Below are 16,695 nucleotides of genomic sequence, written 5' to 3' on the forward strand. Positions count from 1 at the left end.
CGCTGCGGCCAGGCGCCACCGAGGCCCCTGGCCGCAGCGCGGCTCTTCGTACCCCTTCTGCGGCGCTGCCCGCAATCCTGCTGACCCTGTGTGGGAAAGGATGGCCGTGATGGCCGCAAGCTCTCCGTCTCGTGTCGCCGTGGTGGTCGGGACCCGGCCCGAGATCGTCAAAGTCGCCCGGATCGTCGGGCTGTTGGGCAACCAGGGGTACCTCGTCAACACCGGCCAGCACTACGACCACGACATGTCCGGCGCCTTCCTGCGCGGCCTGCCGGCCCCCGAGGTGGTGCTCGGCGGCGTGGGCGGCCAGTCCCGCTCCCGGCAGTTCGCCCGGATCATCGACGGGCTGAGCGAGCACTTCGAGCGCGACCGGGCCGCCGCCGTCATCGTCCAGGGCGACACCAACACTGCGGCCGCCGCCGCCCAGGCCGCCCACTACGCCGGCATCCCGGTCATCCACGTCGAGGCCGGGCTGCGCTCGCGGGACCGCGCGATGCCCGAGGAGATCAACCGGATGATGGTGGGCGTGCTCGCCGACTGGCACTGCGCCCCCACCCGCCAGGACGCCGAGAACCTCGTCAACGAGGGCGTCGAGCCGGGCCGGATCGTGGTGACCGGCAACACCATCGTCGAGGCCACCACCACCGCCGTCCCCGGGGAGGCCGAGCGCCGCGCGCTGCTGGCCCAACACGGCCTGGAGGACGGCCGGTTCATCCTCGCGACGATCCACCGGCCGGAGAACACCGACGACCCCGAGCGACTGGCCGCCATCCTGACCCAGCTCGCCAAGCTCCCGCTGCGGGTGCACTTCGCGGCCCACCCGCGCACCCGGGCCGCCGCCGCCCGGCACGGCCTCCAGGCCGACTTCGACCGGCTCGGCCCGTCCGGGCCGCTCGACCACCGGACCTATCTCGCGCTCGCCAGCGCGGCGCGGCTGCTGATCTCGGACTCCGGCGGGCTCCAGGAGGAGACCACCGTGCTGAAGAAGCCGCTGATCGTGGTCCGGAACTCCACCGAGCGCCCCGAGTCCATCGAGGCCGGCTTCGCGCACCTGGTCGCCCCCGGGCCGCAGATCTGCGAGGTGGCCGAGGCCCTGCTCGACGACTTCGGGCTGGAGGACCGGCTCGCCGCCACGCCCAGCCCCTACGGCGACGGCCAAGCCTCCCTGCGGATCGCCGCGCTGGCCCGGAGCTACCTGCGCTGAGGCGCCGTCAGCAAGGGCCCTGCGGGAGGAGTTCGCTCTCCCACAGGGCCCTTCGGCTAGACCGGGCAGGTCCTCGCGGGGCCCGCCCGGTCCGGTGGCCCGTTACTGATCGGTGAGGGTCTCGCAGGCGCTGAACGTCGCGCCGCTGCTCGTCCGGCCGCAGCTGTCCGTGTCGGCACCGCCGTCGACCGTCACCTGGTCGGCCCGGCCGTACAGGGTGACGGTGTCGTTGCCGGCGTCACCCGCGAAGGTGGAGCCGGCCGACGTGCCGCGGGCTGGCTGGTCGGCGGTCCCGACGGTGATGGTGTCGGCACCGTCGTCGAGGAAGGGGCTGCCGCCACGGATGTCCGCGTCCTTCACCGCCGGCCCGGCCGGGTTGCCGCCCGCACCGGCGGCCAGGGCGATCCGGTCACCGCCCGGGCCGCCCTCCAGCAGGACGCGCTCCCCGCCGGTGCTGGTGACGGCGGGCCCGGCCGAGCCGGCCGAGTCCCCGCCGGTGACGGTGAAGGTGTCCGCTCCCAGGTCGCCGATCAGGTGCCCCCGCGAGATGCCGGCCCCACCGCGTCCGACGGGGTACTGCGGGCTGGTGGAGGCGCCGCCCTTGCCGCCGGTGATGGTGAAGTCGTCATCGCCGTCGAGGGCCAGGATCCCCGGGTGGTTGTTCCCGCCCACCACGTAGCCGCCGGCCACCCCGGCGCCGCCACGGCCGGCCGGGCCGAGTCCGTCGGTCGAGCCGCCGTTTCCGCCGGTGATGGTGAAGACGTCACCGGCCGAGCCGCCGGTCAGCTCCCCGAGCACGGCCGCGCCGCCGTCGCCGCCGTAGCCGGCGTCGGCCGAGCCGCCGTCACCTCCGGTGACGCGGATGGTGTCCACGCCGTCGGCTGCGTCCGAGGGCGCGATCAGATTCGGGTCGCTGCCGTGCACGTCCCCGGCCGCCGCGATCCCGCTGCCGCCGTTGGCGGAGCTGAAGCCGGCTCCGCCGGTCACGGTGATGCGGTCGGCCCCGGCCCCGCCGAACACCCGGCCCTCGACGCCGCTCCCGCCGGCGGCCAGCGAGAGCCGGGTGCCGCCCGGGCCGCCGTTCCCGCCGGTCAGCTTGAGGACGTCGTCCCCGTCGCCGCCGTGGACCACGCCGCCCGCGGCGACGGCCGGGCCGCCCCCGTCGTTGCTGGTGCCGACGCCGCCGGTCACGCTGATGGTGTCGTTGCCGGCCTCGCCGCGCACCTTCCCGGACAACCCTGCGGCCTCGCCGGCCTTCCGGGCGTCGTCGGTGATGATGATGGCGTCGTTGCCGTCCCCGCCGTTGATCTCACCGGCCACCCGCCCGGTCACGGTGATCCGGTCGTCGCCGCCCAGCAGGTCGATCACCGTCCCCGCCGGCACCCCGTTGGTGCACACGATCACATCGCTCCCGTCCGTCAGGCTGCCTGAACAGCCTCCCGGCAGCGCCGCGTGGGCCGCGCCTGCCCACAGCACCGGGGACAACCCCACCGCACCCACCGTCAGCACCCGCGCCACGATCCCGGCGGCCCCCACAGCCCTGCTCAACCGCGACATCCACTGCTCCTTGTCGTCACCACAGCGTTGGAAAGGGGAGCGGAGACTGGTCTCCTTCCGCTCGCCCATCCCCACCTTGCGGCCCGCGCCAGGGCGTGCGGCAGTCCGCAACGGCATCCGAGTGATCAACCACTCCAATGCCGGATCCGATGGCAGGAGGGGTAGTTGACGGCCCGTCAGAAGGGCTCGCAGCGGGTGACGAGCAGGATGACGGCGTCGTCGCTGCGGTCCTCGCCGTGGGTGTAGCCGAGCAGGTCGGCGCCGACGCGGTCGACGGCCCGCTCCAGCGCCTCCCGGCTCCACCGCTGATCCGCCGGCGGGTCCAGGAGCACGCCCAGCCGGTCGTGCAGCGGGTAGAACGTGCCGTGCGCGTCCCGGGCCTCCAGCACGCCGTCGGTGACCAGCACCAGCACCTCGCCGGGGTGGAACGGCACCGCCCAGGGCTTCCCGTCGTCGCCGGGCAGACCCAGGCCGAGCGGCACTCCGGGCTCCGGCGGTTCGAGGTCGCGGACACCCGCCGGGCCGACCACGATCGGCGCGACGTGCCCCCGGTGCAGCAGTTCGAGGTGGTCGGGGTGCACCTCGACCAGGAGCGCGGTGACGAACTCGCCCGCGTGGCTGAAGCGGCTGACGCTCGCGTCGGCCCGCAGGGCGACCGTGACGAGGTCGGGGTGGTCCAGCGCGGCTTCGCGGAAGGCGTTCATGACGACGGACGCGGTGCCGACCGCCCCGAGGCCCTTGCCGCAGACGTCACCGATCAGGATGCGGGTGCCGAACGGGGTGTCCACGGCGGCGTAGAGGTCGCCGCCGATCCGGGCCTCGGCCGCGGCCGCGAAGTACCGCATGCTGATGCGCACCGAGCCCACCGTGCTCGGCAGGCTCGGCAGGAGCACCTCCTGCGCGGCCAGCGCGACCGAGGTCACATGCGCGAGGGTGGTCTCGCGGCGGATGCGGTGCACCGCCTGGTAGGCGCACAGGGCGACCGCGACGACGAAGACCGCGCTGTTGGCGAGGAAGACCGAGGAGGTGATCAGCTCTCTCGGGTGGTCGTAGCGGTACAGCACGAAACGGACCGGGAAGCAGACGGCCCCGACCGCCACCACGCCCCGCGGTGTGGCGGTGATCGCGGCCAGCGCGGGACAGAGGATGAGGAAGGGGTAGAAGACCGTGCCCCGGCCCGTGGCGAGGTCGGCGACCGCGATGACGGCCAGGACGAGCAGCGGCAGTCGCACCGGTGCCACCGCTCGGACCAGGCGGGAGAAGGCCATGAGCCATTGGTCTCATGGGTGAGCGGGGCTCCGCGAGCCGGATGCGTCCGCGGAGTGACCGTCAGTCGCGGACGGGCTCCGCCGTGGGCATCCCGCTCGGTGACGGGACGGGACGCACCACCCCCGCCACCGGCATCCGGCGCAGCGAGGTGAGCCGGACGACCGTGCCGGGACGGGGCGCGTGGACCACCAGGCCGTCACCGACGTAGAGGCCGACGTGGGTGGCGTCCGCGAAGTAGATCACCAGGTCCCCGGGCCGCAGCGGGGAGTGCTCGGGCACCCGGGGGAGTTGGGCCCACTGCTCCTGGCTGGTCCGGGGGACGGTGGTACCGGCGGCGGCCCACGCCTGCGAGGTGAGGCCGGAGCAGTCGAACTCGTCCGGGCCGACCGCCCCCCAGACGTACGGGCTGCCGATCTTGCCCAGCGCGTAGGCGACCGCCTGCTGGGCGGCGGCGTCCGGCCGCTCGTCGGGGAGCGTGGAGGCGTCGTACGGGCCGGGGCGCCAGCTCCCGTCGCCGAAGCGGTCCGCGAGGTCCGCGCGCAGGCGGCTCTGATGGCCGGTCAGTTCGTCCCGCTGGGCCTCGGACCGCTGCACCTCCGCCACGCCGGCCGCGTCGGCGGCCCGTGCGAGCTCCGCTTCCCGCGCCCGGGCCAGGTACACCTCCTCGGCCTCGCGGTAGCGGTGGGCCAGCGCGGCGGCGCCGAGCTGGTCGTCCCGCCAGCGCTCCAGGCTCTGTTCGGGGCTGGAGCTCAGGAAGGTGGCCAGCCTGGTCAGGCCGCCGCCCGTGTACTGGGCCCGGGCCAGGCCGCTCAGCAGGTCGCCCAGCATCTCCTGGCGGATCCGGCCCGCGTCCGCCAGGGCCGCGCCGGCTGCCGCGCCCTGGTGCAGCCGCTCGGATTCGGCGCGCAGGGAAGGGAGTTGAGTCTCCGTCCGCTCGACGCCCTGGGCGGTGGCCGCCCAGTCCCGGAGCACCTCCGCGGACGGGGCCGGGCCGCGGGCGGCCACTTCGGCCGGCTTGCCGTCGGGGCCGAGCGGTCCGAGGGCGGGGACGAACTCCTCGGCCGGGAGGGCCGCGGAGGCCGACGGGGCGGGGTCCGGCAGCGGGCGGGCGTGCGCGGTGCCGCAGCCGAGGGCGGCCACGGCCCCGAGGACCACGGCGATGGCCAGACGCGTGGCACGGCCACCGCGCTGCGGCGCTGAAGAGGGGGAGATCACCTGTCCCAAGGAGACAGAGCATGGTCGTGCCCGGGGGGAGGAGCGCTCTGTCGCTCCCTCGACGGGGTGATCCCGGCAGGGCCGAACGGCCTCCGCGACGGTGGTGGGCGGGTGGTGTGCGGTGGCGGCCGGCGGGGGTGCGGTGATGCACCCGTCTCGGTGACAGCGTGAGCAATAGTCATATGGACGTACTGGTCAGGGGTATCGAGGGAGAACTGCGAGTAGCCCTCTGGCTGGAGAGATGACGCGTGAAGGCAGGAATCCTGCCGAGCTCCGCTCGGTGGTCCGCGGTGCTGCGTCGGGCCCGATGGGTCACCCCCACGGTGCTGGCCCTGACCGTGCTCTGCTCCGCCGCCGGAGGGCCGGCCGCCGCCGGGAGCGCCGACTGCACGGAGGACACCGGCGGGCTGACCGGTCGTCAGAGCAGGGTGGCAGAGAGCTCCCTGCTGCTCGCGCTGGCGAACGGCACCGCTGCCCCGCGCTCCGAGCTCTCGGTCTCGACCGGGCCTGACGCCCCCGACTGGCAGGGAGAACTGCCTGTCGGCCGGGAGGTGACGATCACCCGGGCAGCCCCGGCCGGTGACGACGCGCCGGAGCCCGAGCTGCTGGTCCGCTCCCCCCGCTGTCCCGCAGCCTCGACCGTCCCCCTCACCGACGACCCCGCCCCGGACGGCGCGCCGCACGCCCGACTGCAGTCCTGGGGCCGGACCCCGGCCGCACGGGTCGCCCCCGGCGAGACCTTCCGCTACACCATCACGGTGCTCAACCACGGCCCCTCGGCGGCCCGGGACGTGGTGGTGACGGACAACCTCCCCCGTCCGCTGCTCTTCGTCTCCTCCGAGGACGGCTGCGCGGCCCGGGGCCAGAAGGTCACCTGCGGGCCCAGAGCGCTGGTCGTCCCGGGCACCACCGCCTCCTGGGTGATCCTGGTCCGCCTGGACCCGGCGTACACCGGCACCGGGGCCGACATCGCCAACCAGGGCAGCGTCGCGTCCAGCACTCCCGACCCACGCCCGGTGAACAACACCGGCCCCCGCCCCGGCGCCGGACTGCCCGGCGGCACGGTCACGGGCCCGACGGCGGACCTGGCGGTCTCCAAGAGACCCTCAGGCACCGGGCCCGTGGGCCCCGGTGAGACCTTCGAGTACCTGCTCACGGTGGTCAACCACGGGCCCTCCGAGGCCGGGGGTGTGATCGTCACCGACCAACTGCCGCCCGCACTGGCCTTCGTGTCCTCCGCCGACGGCTGCACCGGCCCGGCCGACACTTACGGGGCGAGGCTGACCTGCCCCGCCCCGGACCGCCTCGCACCCGAGGTCACGAGGACCTACACCCTCGCCGTACGGCTCGACCCGGCGTACCACGGCGACGGTTCGGACGTGGTCAACCGGGCCGCGGTGGCCTCGGCCACCACGGACCCGGTGCCGGAGAACAACACCGTGGCTGTGACCGGCCTGCCGAACCCCGACACCACCGTCCGGCCCGGCCCGCCGATCGCGGACCACGCCGTCACCGTCAGCTCCGCCCCGGCGGTGTACCCCGGCGGGCAGAGCAGCGCCCGGCTCACCGTCAGCAACCTCGGGCCGTCGACGAGGAGGCAGCCCGCCGTCGTCCTCGTGACGCTGCCGGAGTGGACCGGCGTGCCGAGCACGGGGCTTCCCGCCGGATGTACGGCCGAGGACGGCGGCCGCCGGCTGCGCTGCACAGTCCTCCCCAGCGGGGCGCGGGCCGCCGACGGCCCCTTCGTGGCCGACTTCCCGGTCTCGGTCTCGCCGTCCGCGCCGCCGGACACCACGCTGGCCGGCGGCACCGCCGTCGTCCGGAGCCCCGAGGACCACAACTCCACCAACGACACGGCGAGTTGGGCCGCCGCCACGCTGGGCGGCAGCGCCGACCTGGAGACCGTCAAACGAGCCGTCCTCCCCGCCGGGCGACAGGCGGTGTCCCCCGGGGACGTCTTCACCTACCGGGTCACCGTGCGCAACCACGGGCCCTCCGACGCGCGCGGCGTGGCGGTCGTGGACCCGCTGCCCGCCCCGCTCTCCTTCGTCTCCTCGACGGACGGCTGCTCCGCCACCGGACGGACTGTCAACTGCCGCTCCACCGGCCCGCTCCCGGCGAGGGAGACGGCCGGGTTCGACCTCAGGGTGCGGCTGGCCGAGGACTTCCGGGGCACCGGCGCGGCCGTCGACAACATCGCCACCGCCACCTCGGACACCCCGGATCCCGACCCCGCCAACAACGCCAACCGGTCGGGCACCACCGGCCCCGACGGCGGCCCGCTGCCCGTCACCGTCCCGCCGAGCCCTACGCCTACGCCGAGCCCCGGCCCGACGCCGAGCCCGACGCCGAGCCCGGCCCCCAGCCCGGAACCCACCATCGCCCCGGTTCCCGTGCCCACGCCCACCCACCCACCCACGCCCACTCCGAAGCCGCTCCCGGACACCGGCAGCCACCTGCCGGCCGCGCTGCCGGTCACCGCATCGACCGCGCTCCTCGCCGGAGCCGCCCTGCTGGTGCTCTCCCGCCGGTGGCGCCACCGTCACGGAGCCCGGCGCGGGTACCGGTCATGACCCGCCCCACCGAAACGGCAGGACACGTGCAGGTACCTCAGCACCCCCACCGGCGCAGGTGGCCACGCCCGCTCCGGGCCCTGGCCACCGCCGTCCTCGGCCTCGGCCTGATAGCCGGGGTGACCGCCGGCACCCCCGGCCACGCCGACCCGGCCGACCGCCCGGCGCACCGGGCGGTCGTGAACTTCCCGCTCCGGGAGACCTTCGACTCCTCCAAGAACAGCGGGACCACCTCCGGCTCGGTGACCTTCGACGACGGCTGGATGCGCCTCACCAGCACCAAGACCAGCCAGAGCGGGGCCTGGCAGATGAACGACTCCTTCGCCTCGGACCTGGGCATCATCGCCGAGTTCCAGTACGCCAGTTGGGGCGGCACCGCCTTCGACGGCAAGCGCGGCGACGGCATGGCCTTCTTCCTCGCCGACGGCGCGGCCACCCGTGGCACGGGCGCCCTCGGCGGTGCCCTGGGCTACGCGTGCGCCGGGGCCTCCTCGACCTGCACCGCCAACGGCGTCCCCGGGGCGTTCCTGGGCGTCGGCATCGACGAGTTCGGCAACTTCTCGGGCAGCACCACGGGCAACGGCGGAGGCCCGAACGGCGCGGCCGCGAACAAGATCGTGGTGCGCGGCGGCGGCGACAAGAACACCGGCTACCGCTTCGGCACGAGTGTTGACGGCCCCGGCAGGACGGTCGAGACCGGCAGCCGGGAGAACCTGCGCACCATCCGGATCTCGCTGCTGCCCAAGGGCACCAAAATGCTGCTCTCCCTCTGGTCGGACAGCGGACCGGGCACCACCCTGGCCCCGCTGATCACCGACTTCGACATCACCGCCATCACCAGCCAGCCGAAGCTCCCCGCCACCCTCAGGGTGGGCTTCTCGGCCGGCACCGGCGGAGCCACCAACAACCACGACATCGCCGACCTCTCCATCAACGTGCCGGCCAACCTGTCGATCACCAAGACCGGCACGCCGGCCACCGCCCGCGCGGGTGCCGATACGGTGACCTACACCGTCACCGCCGCCAACGACGCCACCAACGACGTCACCGGAGCGCGCATCCAGGACACCGTGCCGGGCCTGACCAAGGTCTCCTGGACCTGCGCCGCCTCCAGCGGCAGCGCCTGCGGGCAGGCCTCCGGCACCGGCAACGCGATCGACACCACCGCCGACCTCAAACGCAGCGGCACCGCCACGTACACCATCACCGGCACCGCCCCGGCCTCACCGGCCACCCTCCGCAACACCGCCACGATCACCGCACCGGCGAACCGGCTCGACCTCAGCTCCACCGACAACACCGCCACCGCCGTCACGACGGTGGTGGCGGGCCCGGCCGACATCGCCACCGGGAAGGAGGCCCTGGGCAGGGGGCCGGTCGTCCCCGGCCAGACCTTCGACTACCGGATCACCACCAGCAACCTCGGCCCGGCCGACACCACCAAGGCCGTCATGACGGACGTGCTGCCCAGCCCGCTGACGTACGTCTCCTCCTCGCCGGCGTGCGCTGCCGACGGACGGAAGGTCACCTGCGGTCCGGTCGCCACCATGGCAGCGGGGGCGGCGAGTTCATGGACCGTCACCGTTCGGCTGGACCCGGCGTACACGGGCGACGGCAGCGACGTCGTCAACACCGCGACCTCCGCCTCGGACGCCACCGACCCGAAGCCCGCCAACAACACCAGCCCCGCCACCGGGCCACCGGGCGGGGTGGCGGCCGCCCAGGCGGACCTGGCCGCGACCAAGGCCGCCGTGGGCACCACCAAGGTCGCCCCCGGCGAGACCTTCGACTACCGGGTGACGGTGACCAACGCCGGCCCCTCGCAGGCGGTCGGCGTCCGGATCGCCGACCCGCTCCCGGCCACGCTGGCGTTCGTCTCCTCCACCGACCGGTGCGGCTCCTCGGGGCAGCAGGTGACCTGTACGAGCACCGACCCGCTCGCTCCCGGGGCCTCCAGGAGCTGGCTGTTCACCGTCCGCCTCGACCCCGGCTACAAGGGGGACGGCTCGGACGTCCTCAACACCGCCACCGCGACCGCGACCACCGCCGACCCCGACACCACGAACAACACCAGCAAGCCGGCCGGCCCGCCCGGTGGCACCGTCCGTTCCCCGGAGGCGGACCTGGACTTCGGCAAGAGCACCCCCTGACGACCCGTCACCGGCCGCCCGCCGCTGACCGACCCGTGGAACAGGAACCGATGCACACGACCACACCCACCCCGCGACGGTGGCGGAGCCGCCGCCTGACGGCCTGCGCGCTCACCGCGCTGCTGGCCCTGGGGCCGGCCGCCGCCGCGTCCGCCGCACGGCCGGCCGTGGCGCCCGGCGAGACCTTCACCTACACCCTGAGCACCAAGAACAAGGGCCCGTCGGTGGCCAAGAACGTCACCGCCAAGGACACCCTGCCGGACGGCATCACCTTCGTCTCCTCCGACGACGGCTGCACCGCGGTGGGACAGAAGGTCACCTGCGGGCCGGCCACGGAGCTGGCGGTCGGCGCCACCAAGAGCTGGAGCATGCTGGTCCGGCTGAGCCCCTCCTACGAGGGTGACGGCTCCGACCTGGGCAACGTCGCCAGCACCACCTCGGACGCCCACGACCCGGCCACCGGTAACAACACCAACCCACCGGTGCGGCCTGACGGTCCGTTCGACCGCAAGTCCGACCTCTCCACCACCAAGGCCGGGGTGGGCGCCGGGCCGGTCGTCCCGGGCACCGAGTTCGAGTACCTGATCACCACCACCAACAACGGGCCCTCGGACGCCCCGAACGCGATGGTCACCGACAGGCTGCCCGCCGGACTCACCTTCGTCTCCTCGGCGGACGGCTGCACCGCCACCGGCCAGGACGTGACCTGCGGGCCCGTCAAGAAGCTGGCCGCCGGCGCCTCCACGGCCTGGAAGATCAAGGTCCTGCTGGCCGCCTCCTACCGGGGTGACGGCACCGACCTGAAGAACACCGCCACCTCCAAGTCCGACGCGGCCGACCCCGTCCCGGGGAACAACACCAGCAAGCCCGCCGACCTGCCCGGCGGACTCGGCGGCGCCGAGGCGGACCTCACGGCCGTCAAGAAGGCCGGCTCCGACACCCCCGTCGCCCCCGGTGAGACCTTCGACTACCGGATCACGGCCACCAACAAGGGCCCCTCCGACGCCACCGTGGTCACCTCGACCGACAAGCTCCCGGCCATGCTGAGCTTCGTCTCCTCACCCGACGGGTGCACCGCGAACGGACAGACCGTCAGCTGCGGCCCGCAGCCGACCCTGGTCGCGGGCGACTCGCTCACCTGGACCCTCAAGGTGCGGATCGACCCCGGCTACAAGGGGGACGGCTCCGACATCCTCAACACGGCCACCGTGGCCTCCGCCACCAAGGACCCGGTGCCGGCGAACAACACCAGCAACGCGGCCGGCCCACCCGGCTCCAAGGTCAACCCCCCGACCGCGGACCTCGGGGTCACCAAGAAGGCGGTCGGCACCTCGGCACCGACCCCCGGCGCGACCTTCGACTACCTGATCACCGTCGTCAACAACGGCCCCTCCGCCGACGCCTACGGCGTGACCCTCGCCGACAAGCTCCCCCGGGAGGTGATCTACGTCTCCTCCACCCCGGCCGGCTGCACCGAGACGGGCACCGTGGTGACCTGCAAGCGGCCCACCCCGCTGAAGGTCGGCGAGAGCGAGCAGTACGTGCTGACCGTCCGGCTCGACCCCGCCTACCGGGGCGACGGCACCGCGATCAAGAACAGCGCCAAGGTCACCGCCGACAACATCGACCCCAAGACCGACAACGACAGCTCCACCAGCGGCCTGCCCGACGGCAAGGCCGGCACCCCCCGGGCCGACGTCTCGACCGCGAAGGAGACCGTCACCACCACGCCGGTCGCCCCCGGCGAGACCTTCCAGTACGCGGTGACCGCCACCGACAACGGGCCGTCCGACGCCCTCGGCGTCGCGATCAGTGACACCCTCCCCGCCCAGCTCAGCTTCGTCTCCTCGGCCGACGGCTGCACCGCCTCCGGACAGGTCGTCAGCTGCGGGCCCGCCGCCATCGCCTCCGGCACCTCGCACCGCTGGGCGTTCACCGTCCAGCTCGACCCGGCCTACAGCGGCAACGGCTCCGACATCCGCAACATCGCCAAGGCCTCGGCGACCACCGAGGACCCGGTCCCCGACAACAACACCAGCAACGCGGCCGGGCCGCCCGGAAACACCGTCAGGGGACCGGAGGCTGATCTGGAGATCGACAAGAAGCCTTCCTGACCGCGTCGGGTTGCCGGTCCGGCTCCGTGGAGGAGCCGGACCTTGCCCTTCGGAAGCCAGGTGGAAACCACGTTGCGGCACAGATTGTAGGTCCGTACAAGATCTCTGCTCCCAAGATGCGAGCTCCGGAGACAGCCCTGAGGGTGGTTCGGGGGGTTTCGGATACGCCACGGGAGTGACAGATGGAAAAGCGCGCAGTACTCAGTGAGTTCCTCGGCACGATGCTGCTGGTCCTGTTCGCGGTGGGCGCGGCGGTGGTGGCCGGCCAGTGGATCGGGACCCTGGGGATCGCGCTGGCGTTCGGCTTCACGCTGCTCGCCCTGGCGTACTCCATCGGCCCCGTCTCCGGCTGCCACGTCAACCCGGCGGTCACCCTCGGCTTCCTGCTGGCGCGCCGGATCGACGGGCGGACCGCCGTCTCCTACTGGATCGCCCAGTTCCTCGGCGGGATCGCCGGCGCCGCGATGGTGCTGCTGCTGGCCAAGCAGATCCCCGGGATCGAGACCAGCGGCAAGCTCGGCAGCAACGGCTGGGGTGACCGTTCCGAGGTGCACATCAACCTCTTCGGAGCCTTCTTCACCGAGGTGGTCCTGACCTTCCTGCTGGTGTTCGTGGTCCTCTCGGTCACCCACCGGCTGGCCGTCACCGGCTTCGACGGCCTGCCGATCGGGCTGGCACTCGCGGTGGTCCACCTGGTCGGCATCCCGCTCACCGGCACCTCGGTCAACCCGGCCCGCTCGCTCGGCCCGGCGCTCTTCGCGGGCGGGCCCGCGCTCTCCCAGGTCTGGCTGTTCCTGCTGGCCCCGCTGGTCGGCGGCGCCATCGCCGCCGGAGTGCACCAGCTGACCCACTCCGAGCGGACGCCCGTCGAGGCGCGGAAGCCCGTCAGCGTCTGAGCCGCGCCCCGCAGGCCCCGGCCCGTGCGCTCAGGCCGGCCCACCCGGCCGGCCGAGCGTGCGCACCGGGGCCTGCGACGGTTCGGTCCGGGACGGAGGGAGCGGCCGCACCCGGCCGGACGGCACGGTGGCCCCGGCCGGCCGAGGACGGCGGGCGCCGAGCACGAAGACGTCGGGGGCCCGGTCGAGCACGCCTCCTGACGGGTCGTCACTGCCGTCCTGGCGGACCGGGTCGAGCTCGGGGCGGAGGACGTCGCGGACCACCGTCCCGCAGAGGTAGAGCGTGCCGAGCAGGTGCAGGCCGATGGCGACGTGGTACCAGCCCTGGTCGATGCCGCCCGCCTCGGAGTCGATGGCGTGGGCCAGGTAGGACCAGACGCCGAGGAAGTACAGCACCTCGCAGGCCTGCCAGATCAGGAAGTCCCGCCAGCGCGGGCGGGCCAGCGCGGCGAGCGGGATCAGCCAGAGCACGTACTGCGGCGAGTAGACCTTGTTGGTCAGGATGAACGCGGCCACGATCAGGAAGGCCAGCTGGGCGAAGCGCGGGCGGCGCGGCGCGGAGAGCGCCAGCCGGCCGATGGCGAGGCAGGCGGCGATCAGCAGCACGGCGATCCAGGTGTTGAGGCTCTCCAGCCGCTCGTTCCGCTCCTGCATCAGGACCAGCCAGAAGGAGCCGAAGTCCTCCTTGCGGGCCTGGCTGAAGGTGTAGAAGGTGGACCAGCCCTGGAAGTTGGCCAGCATCACCGGCAGGTTGGCCTGCAGCCAGGCCCAGGTGGCGCCCGCCACGGCCAGCCCGAAGGCGCGCCACTTCCCGGCCCGCCAGCAGAGCAGCAGCAGCGGGCCGAGCAGCAGCAGGGGGTAGAGCTTGGCGGCGCCGGCCAGCCCGATGAAGACACCGGCCCAGACCGGGCGGGAGGCGGCCCAGTGCGCCATCGCGACGGCGGTCAGCGCGACCGCCAGCAGGTCCCAGTTGATGGTCGAGTCCAGTGCCAGGCAGGGGGCCAGTGCCAGCAGCAGTGCGTCCCAGGGCCGGTGGCGGTGCGTCCGGGCGACCGCCGCCACCGCGACCAGCGCGCAGACCAGGAGCATGGCGGCGTTGACCGCCCAGAACCACTGCTCCCGGCTCTGGCCGGTGCCGGTGAGCGGGGTCAGCCAGGCCGCGACCTGCATGAACAGGCCGGTCAGCACCGGGTACTCCAGGTACTGCATCTCCGCACTCGGCTGCGGCAGCCGGTCCAGGTACGGGATCAGCCCGTCGGCCAGGCCCCGCCAGGAGTACAGGTGCGGGATGTCGCTGTAGCAGGCGTGGGTGTACTGGGAGGCGGCGCCGTAGAACCAGTCCTTGGTGTAGCAGGGGACCTTGGCCGCCAGGCCGATGGCGTAGGTGGCGATCGCCGCCAGGGTCAGGGCCTGGGCCGGTACCCACCAGGAGAGGCGTCCGGCCGGGGCCGCGACCGGGGGTGAGGCGGGGGCGGCCGTGCCGGGCCGCTGACTCGTTGTCATGGCGGACATGCTCCCGCACCGACCGTCACGGTACGTGCACGCCTCGGCCAGCATTCGCGACGATCGCCTTCCTTCGGCGCAACGGGGGGCGTGCGGCCGTCACGATCCGTGAACGCCGACCGGCGTTCACCCGATCGGAAGAGCATCGGACGAGACGAGTAGTCGGGTCCGGTTGGGGCGCTCAGGTGAATGCCGGTGCGAGTCCTGCGGGCCGGGGCACGTGCGGCGGGGTCCGCTCCTACGCTGACGCGCAGTCAGCACCACTGTGCGCCGCGCGACACCACCTGCCCCCGAGAGAGTCCTCGATGTCCACCGGTCTGCTCGAACGTCCGCCCGCCGGTCCGTCCACCGTCGGAGCGGCCGACAAATCCCCGGGCCGGCTGCTGCGGCCCGGCGACCGCGAGGTGCTCTGGCTGTACCTGATGAGCCGCCTCGGCGTGTGGGGGCTCGCGCACTGCGCGCGGTGGGTGTTCTCTCCCGACGGGGGCGTCCGCCATCCGGCCGGAGCGCTCACCGCGTTCGAGCGGTGGGACTGGACGCATTTCCTCGCCATCGCCCGGGACGGGTACTTCCCGGGCCGGTCCGGCCCCTGGCAGGCCGGTTGGGACCACCGGGAGGCCTTCTTCCCCGGTTTCCCGCTCTGCCTGCGCCTCGTCCACCTCGTGGTGCCGAACTGGACCGCGGCGGGGCTGGTGGTCTCGTTCGTCGCCGGCGGCGTCGCCGTCCTGGCCCTGGCGCGCATCGCCGAGCGGGAACTGGCGGATGCGACGGCGGGCCGTCGAGCCGCGCTGCTCCTGCTGCTCTCGCCGTGTGCCGTCTTCCTGGCGCTCGGGTACTCGGAGTCCCTCTTCCTGGCCTTCGCCCTGCCGGCCTGGCTCGCGGCCCGGCGGGGCGACTGGGCGGCCGCGTCGCTCCTGGCCGCCTTCGCGACGGCGGTCCGGGTGAGCGGGCTGTTCCTGGTCGCGGCGCTGGTGGTCCAGTTCGCCCTGGACACCCGCACCCGGCGGGCGACCCGGCGGCAGTGGTGCCAGGGCCTGTGGTTCCTGTTCCCGGTCCTGCCCGTGGTCCAGTTCCACTGGTACCTGTACATCCGCACCGGCGACCCATGGGCCTGGAGCCATGCCCAACAGCGGGGATGGGGGCGGGAGTTCCACGCACCCTGGGAGACCTGGCTCAATACCTGGAACAGCGCGTTCAGCCACACGCAGCCCATCAGCTTCGCCGCCGAGTTCCAGTTGGAGCTGTGCGCGGCGGTGGCCGGGACGGTCCTGCTGGCCGTACTGACGACCCGCCGCCGATGGGCCGAAGCGGTCTACGTCCTCCTCAACCTGGCCGCACTCGCAACCTCCTTCTGGTACATGTCCGTTCCGCGCGCCACTCTGCTGTGGTGGCCGCTCTGGATCGTGCTGGCCAAGTGGAGCATCGCGTCGCCGCGGTTCACCACCGGCTACCTGACCGTCGTCGCCCCGCTGTCCACCGTGGTCGCACTGGCCTTCTTCTCCGGCCGCTGGAGCGGCTGAACGGCGTCACCGGATGGAGTCGTGCGGTTGTGGTGCGTACGCACCGTAACTAGCGTTCGATTTGTCCGGGCCGGTCCGGTTCGGTCGCTCGTCGTCCGTCTGTCCGTGCACCTTCGGAGATGTCCGTGCTCTGTTCGTTCCCACGCGCCGTCAGAATCGGCGCGCTCACCGGCAGTCTGCTGCTCGCCGCCCCCGTGGCGGCCGCGGCCCCCCGGCCGGCCGCGTCACCCCAGGTGACGCAGGTTTCGCTGACCCCCACCACCGCCGCACCGAACACCCCGGTCGCGGCGCAGCTGGCGGTCAAGTCCTCCACCTGCATCACCGTGGCCTCGCTGGGGGTGGGCATCCGGGACGCGGCCGGCAACAACCTCGACTTCCCGGGCGGCCTGACGAAGCAACAGATCTGCCCGCAGGGGCTGACCATGACGACGGGCACGCGCTCGTTCGCGGCCGGGACGTACCGGATGTTCGGGTACTACCAGGAGCTCGGGGGAGCGTGGAAGAACCTGCCGGAGCAGACCCTCACCATCGCCGAGCCGCCGTTGGTGGTCACGGCGGACCGGCTGGGCCCGACGAACGCGGAGCCGAACACGCCGGTGGCGGGCCATCTGACCCTGCACGCGTCGAAGTGCTTCACGGCCGCGGTGGTGGGTGTCGGGGTGCGGGACGCGGCCAACAACAACCTGGACTTCCC

At 73.4% G+C, this 16,695-nt stretch carries 10 protein-coding genes and 1 pseudogene; 7 read left to right on the forward strand and 4 right to left on the reverse strand.

Features of this window, described 5'->3' with window-relative positions; all coding sequences use genetic code 11:
* The first annotated feature begins 109 nt into the window (after positions 1–109).
* Positions 110–1,204 (forward strand): non-hydrolyzing UDP-N-acetylglucosamine 2-epimerase, encoded by a 1,095-nt coding sequence (gene wecB, locus ACZ6ZR_RS19805; protein WP_465644016.1) that lies wholly within the window; start codon positions 110–112, stop codon positions 1,202–1,204.
* A 102-nt stretch (positions 1,205–1,306) separates the two neighbouring features.
* Here the strand turns inward: wecB and ACZ6ZR_RS19810 are convergent, their stop codons facing one another.
* The 3 genes from ACZ6ZR_RS19810 to ACZ6ZR_RS19820 form a co-directional block, all read right to left on the reverse strand.
* On the reverse strand, positions 1,307–2,752 hold the full coding sequence (locus ACZ6ZR_RS19810) for a hypothetical protein (RefSeq protein ID WP_465644018.1): 1,446 nt from the start codon (positions 2,750–2,752) through the stop codon (positions 1,307–1,309).
* A 185-nt stretch (positions 2,753–2,937) separates the two neighbouring features.
* On the reverse strand, positions 2,938–4,029 hold the full coding sequence (locus ACZ6ZR_RS19815) for a PP2C family protein-serine/threonine phosphatase (protein ID WP_465644020.1): 1,092 nt from the start codon (positions 4,027–4,029) through the stop codon (positions 2,938–2,940).
* 61 nt (positions 4,030–4,090) lie between these two features.
* Positions 4,091–5,245, reverse strand: a complete 1,155-nt coding sequence (locus ACZ6ZR_RS19820; RefSeq protein ID WP_465644147.1) for a C40 family peptidase — start codon at positions 5,243–5,245, stop codon at positions 4,091–4,093.
* A gap of 248 nt (positions 5,246–5,493) precedes the next feature.
* Between ACZ6ZR_RS19820 and ACZ6ZR_RS19825 the strand changes: the two genes are divergently transcribed.
* The 4 genes from ACZ6ZR_RS19825 to ACZ6ZR_RS19840 all read left to right on the forward strand — a co-directional run bounded on the left by ACZ6ZR_RS19825 (position 5,494) and on the right by ACZ6ZR_RS19840 (position 12,978).
* Positions 5,494–7,818 (forward strand): hypothetical protein, encoded by a 2,325-nt coding sequence (locus tag ACZ6ZR_RS19825; RefSeq protein WP_465644022.1) that lies wholly within the window; start codon positions 5,494–5,496, stop codon positions 7,816–7,818.
* Positions 7,819–7,844: 26 nt separating this feature from the next.
* A complete protein-coding gene (locus tag ACZ6ZR_RS19830; RefSeq protein ID WP_465644024.1) occupies positions 7,845–9,968 on the forward strand; it encodes a hypothetical protein in 2,124 nt (707 codons plus the stop codon).
* 50 nt (positions 9,969–10,018) lie between these two features.
* Positions 10,019–12,082, forward strand: coding sequence for a DUF11 domain-containing protein (locus ACZ6ZR_RS19835; protein WP_465644025.1), 2,064 nt, complete (start codon positions 10,019–10,021; stop codon positions 12,080–12,082).
* A 182-nt stretch (positions 12,083–12,264) separates the two neighbouring features.
* A complete protein-coding gene (locus tag ACZ6ZR_RS19840) occupies positions 12,265–12,978 on the forward strand; it encodes an MIP family channel protein (RefSeq protein ID WP_465644027.1) in 714 nt (237 codons plus the stop codon).
* 30 nt (positions 12,979–13,008) lie between these two features.
* Here the strand turns inward: ACZ6ZR_RS19840 and ACZ6ZR_RS19845 are convergent, their stop codons facing one another.
* Complete coding sequence (locus ACZ6ZR_RS19845; protein ID WP_465644029.1) at positions 13,009–14,481, reverse strand: glycosyltransferase family 87 protein; 1,473 nt, start codon at positions 14,479–14,481, stop codon at positions 13,009–13,011.
* A 305-nt stretch (positions 14,482–14,786) separates the two neighbouring features.
* Between ACZ6ZR_RS19845 and ACZ6ZR_RS19850 the strand changes: the two genes are divergently transcribed.
* Both ACZ6ZR_RS19850 and ACZ6ZR_RS19855 read left to right on the forward strand, forming a co-directional pair.
* Entirely contained in the window at positions 14,787–16,001 is a 1,215-nt protein-coding gene (locus ACZ6ZR_RS19850; protein ID WP_465644031.1) for a mannosyltransferase family protein, read from the forward strand.
* 125 nt (positions 16,002–16,126) lie between these two features.
* Positions 16,127–16,695: pseudogene (locus tag ACZ6ZR_RS19855) on the forward strand (hypothetical protein); the annotation flags it as partial.

The sequence above is a fragment of the Kitasatospora sp. NPDC088742 genome, from assembly GCF_055584905.1.